At 45.0% G+C, this 3,663-nt stretch carries 3 protein-coding genes; all 3 read right to left on the bottom strand.

What is annotated here, in order from left to right:
- Positions 1-87: 87 nt before the first annotated feature.
- The gene (locus PHV44_07465; GenBank protein ID MDD5593099.1) at positions 88-300 is read right to left on the bottom strand and encodes a hypothetical protein; all 213 of its coding nucleotides are present in this window, start codon (positions 298-300) and stop codon (positions 88-90) included.
- Between the two features lie 70 nt (positions 301-370).
- On the bottom strand, positions 371-1,129 hold the full coding sequence (locus tag PHV44_07460; protein ID MDD5593098.1) for a hypothetical protein: 759 nt from the start codon (positions 1,127-1,129) through the stop codon (positions 371-373).
- Between the two features lie 27 nt (positions 1,130-1,156).
- On the bottom strand, positions 1,157-3,663 hold a 2,507-nt coding region (locus tag PHV44_07455; GenBank protein MDD5593097.1), incomplete at its 5' end, for a hypothetical protein.

The following is a 3,663-nucleotide window of genomic DNA, read 5'->3' as shown; positions in this document are numbered from 1 at the left end:
GAAATTATACCAGTTGCAGAAATACCTAAAAAATGAAATTTAGTTCAGTGCACAAAATTTTATCTTAACCCAATGATAAATAATAGATTACAGAAAAAGCTTGCTACAAATTTGGGAAATTTTGTTTTCTTTAGGCATGTTAGATGCATAATTAACTTTTCCCTGTCTAGCCGGAGTTGCTTCCAAATAAAACTCCGTGCCATTTGATTGTAGCACAACGTGTAAATACCCTTTACGCTGCATTTTTACCATTCGCCATCCATTGATTATCTCTTTTTCATCCAGTGTAATATTTTCCATTTTACCACAACTCCTTTGGATTTCTCTTAAGTACTGTCAATTCGTTATAATGACAGCATTCCTTGCTTCTCTATTTGGATTCTTTTTCTTCATGATCCTGCGAGGTAGAGCCAGCAACAAGGTTTATTTCTTCCTTAAAGACAGGAGAGGTATCGTGCTGCCTGATATTTTTGATTCTTGCCTGCCAGAGAAAACAAAACGTTGCACTCAAAAGACCCAAAAAAACAGCAATCAGGATAATAATACGCCAGATGGTTGTCGCCGGGAATATCCTTACCTGCGTTAAGAAGCCGCGAATCAAGTCTAAATCCGCTTTAGCTGACTTCAGGATATTTAAATTTTCACGATAATTTAAAATGAACTGTTCCGGGTTAGAAGGCGGATCTTTCTGGCTTACGATAATCTGGTTTAATTTAGATTCAATATTGTCTTTCAAAAATACGAACCTTTCGGAAAACCGTGTATTCTTCAACAAACCCGAAAACTTGACCAAGTCTTTCTTTGCACCCTCAAGTTCGCTGTCCGGGATAGTCCATATGGTATCGCGTATTTCAATGCTTTTTTCCAAGGTCTCCCCCGGCTTAAGTTTAAAATTTCCGTACACAACGTAAGAACCCTCCTGTGCATCATAAACGATCTCCAGATCGCCTTCATCCACGACATCTTCAGGGCTTACTTCTTTAGGCAGTGCTGTCTTCACTACCACCCACTGGGCCTCTTCTTTAGAAGGATTAACCGCAATAACCTTAAGTACAATATTTGCCCCAGCCTCGCCTTTAAATACTACAGAAAAAAGTAAAAATAATACAAAAAACTTGAACCTATTCATTTCTTCCTTTAAATTAGAGATTGCTCTTTATATTTTCTTAAATTCATACCAGCTCTGAACAACAGGCTTATTGGCGATATTATCAACCATCTTCTTGGTCAGATCCATAACCGCCTTCAGCTCCTGTGTTTTATTCTTCAAATAAACAACATCATCCTTTTTCTCCGCGGAAACCTCATAGATCTTTTCTAAATTGACACCGATCTTATCGGAAACCTGTTTCACCTGCTTGGCTACATCAGACAATTTGACAGATATAGCTTCCAGGCCCGCGGACGAATCAACACCCTGTTTCGTTACTCCTTCCGTCAACAAATCATTGCCTATTTTCCCCAGGGCAGCCTGAAGAGTGGAGAATTGGCTATTTATCGCTTCCGCTGCCTGCTTTAAATCATCAATTTCTCCGGATAAAGCCGGGACCGTAGTTACCTGGTCATAAACCTCCTCTAAACTTGTTTTAATTACGCTGATAGTTAAGCCATCCATAACCCCGTTGGTGGGCTCAGAGCAGATAACGGTAAAATCACCCTTGCCCCAGCCTTGCAGGAAAGTTACGGCATATTCATATATCCCGGTGTCGCCGTTTTCCTCCATTCCTTCTTTGCTTATTACTTGTTTATTATCGGCATTATAAACATCAATAACAGGGCTTAGCCCGGAGAGGGTACGGTACCTGATAACCAGCGTGTCTCCTGTCTTCGCCAGGTTTTCGGTATTAAGGACACTTGATTTGATCTGTGGGGCAACCTCAGAGGCAATCGTAGCAGATATCGTACCTTGCGCGGCATTTATCTGCGCAGGTATGGTTGTCACGGCGGCAGTCAGGATATTATCAGCCTCGGTTTTTACCTCAGCGATCTTTTCCTGGGTAGCCTCAGCCGTGGACTCGATTTTCGATGCCAGTTCTGTGCGGGTACGAGCCGCCTCAGAGGCAACCGAAGAGGCAATTTGCGCAGTCAAGGTCTTTAAGCTTTCCGTAACGGAAATAGTAAAATCGTTCGCCGCCGAATAGGTCACATTGGTCGATAAATCGCTCCCGCCATAGAGGATAGTCATCTTGGCAAAATAGTCCCTGCCGCCGACAAAACCCTTTGCTGAGACGGCTTCATCAATAATAAAATAGTAGTTGCCGTTTGCATCGGGCGCGGCCAATGAAGCGCTATATTTGGGATTAGTCGCATCTGAAGAATTAAAAATATCCAAAGTACTGGTTTTAAGGGTAGTTATGTCATTACTGGTAATCTGCTGGCCTCTTTTTTCAAGGCGCACCAGGGCGGTTATCTGGTCACTGGATTCATCATAGACAAAATTGCTTAAAATTTTGTAATCCGCCTGGGATTCGGCAACAGAGGTAAGAAACACCGTCCAGCCGATATTACTGTCGTATGCGCCGTCAACCGCATCCGCAGATACATTGGCGCTTTTATCAACTGTACTCTCTACGTATGAGGTCTTGTTAAAATTAAAACTGTATTCTCCGTAAGGCAGGTTAAACGAAAACGGGCTGTTGCCAGTTATAGGGTTAGTGAGGCCGGTAACCAATTGCCCGGTGCCTGAATCAATAATCTTAAGCGTGAGCTCGGTCAATGAGCTTCCGTTTACCGAATCGAACACCTTCATTGTAATTGCGTACTTTTCCACTATGGTTACGTTATCGGAAGCGCCGGAGCCTGTAATTCCGGCGGCGGAAGCTTCCAGCGTAACTGTCGCCGGGTAAGATGCGCAGTACACCGCAAAATTATCAAATTCCGCCGTGCCCGATACTGCTGCAACCGAAGACGTAGCCCCTGTGCTTAGCGTGCCGCCGGCAGGGGCAACCGTTACGTTAATTGCACTGGGAGCGGTATTCCCATAAGCATCAACTACGCTTACCTTAAACGGAGTCCACGGCGCGTTAGCCGCCGCAGTAGCCTGCGGCTGGGTCTTCCAGGAAAGCTTGCTTGCAGCCCCGCCGGTAACTGCCACAATAAAAGCATTCGCGGTGGTAACTACGGAATCCGAAGTCTTTGCTGTAATTGCCGCGCTCTCGGCCTTATATAGCTTCATCGTTATAAGCGAAGCGCTCTGTCCCGAGATAAAATCTATCAGCGTAATATTCCCGAACGCTACGTCTACCTCCGAATAGTTCGTACAGGTAGGGTTATAGGTAGCGCCTCCGCTTGTTACGGAATTGGCGCCGCTAAATATTATTTCTTTTGCCCCGCTATAGCCCGTGTCTATGTTATTGTTGATATCCGCCGCTTTAACGATTAGGCTGCTGCCTGCCCCGGCAGCCACGGTAGCGCTGTCTCCGGTAATGATAAATTTAGAGGCCGTAACATCAACGGCCAAGGAACCGGTTATTGCGCCGGAGGCGGCAAATGCCGAACCGGGAGAATCCACGCTAAGGTTAACGGCAGGATTGACGCTAAAGGCAATGGCCTTTCCGTCTGCGCCCGTTGGTAAAGTTTGATTAAGGTAAATGCTTAAGGTATAAGTCCTGCTCTGCCCCTCAGGCACGGAATAAATTACGCTTGAGCCTGTCCCAAAACTCA

The organism is Candidatus Omnitrophota bacterium (assembly GCA_028717245.1).
Lineage (GTDB): Bacteria > Omnitrophota > Gorgyraeia > Gygaellales > Profunditerraquicolaceae > JAGUYA01.
The sequence above is the reverse complement of the archived record's forward strand: the minus strand, read 5'-3'. Positions and strand labels throughout refer to the sequence as shown.

Coding starts and splice junctions, on each gene's coding strand:
- PHV44_07460 (MDD5593098.1), bottom strand. CDS start 1,129: ATGAATAGGTTCAAGTTTTTTGTATTATTTTTACTTTTTTCTGTAGTA.
- PHV44_07465 (MDD5593099.1), bottom strand. CDS start 300: ATGGAAAATATTACACTGGATGAAAAAGAGATAATCAATGGATGGCGA.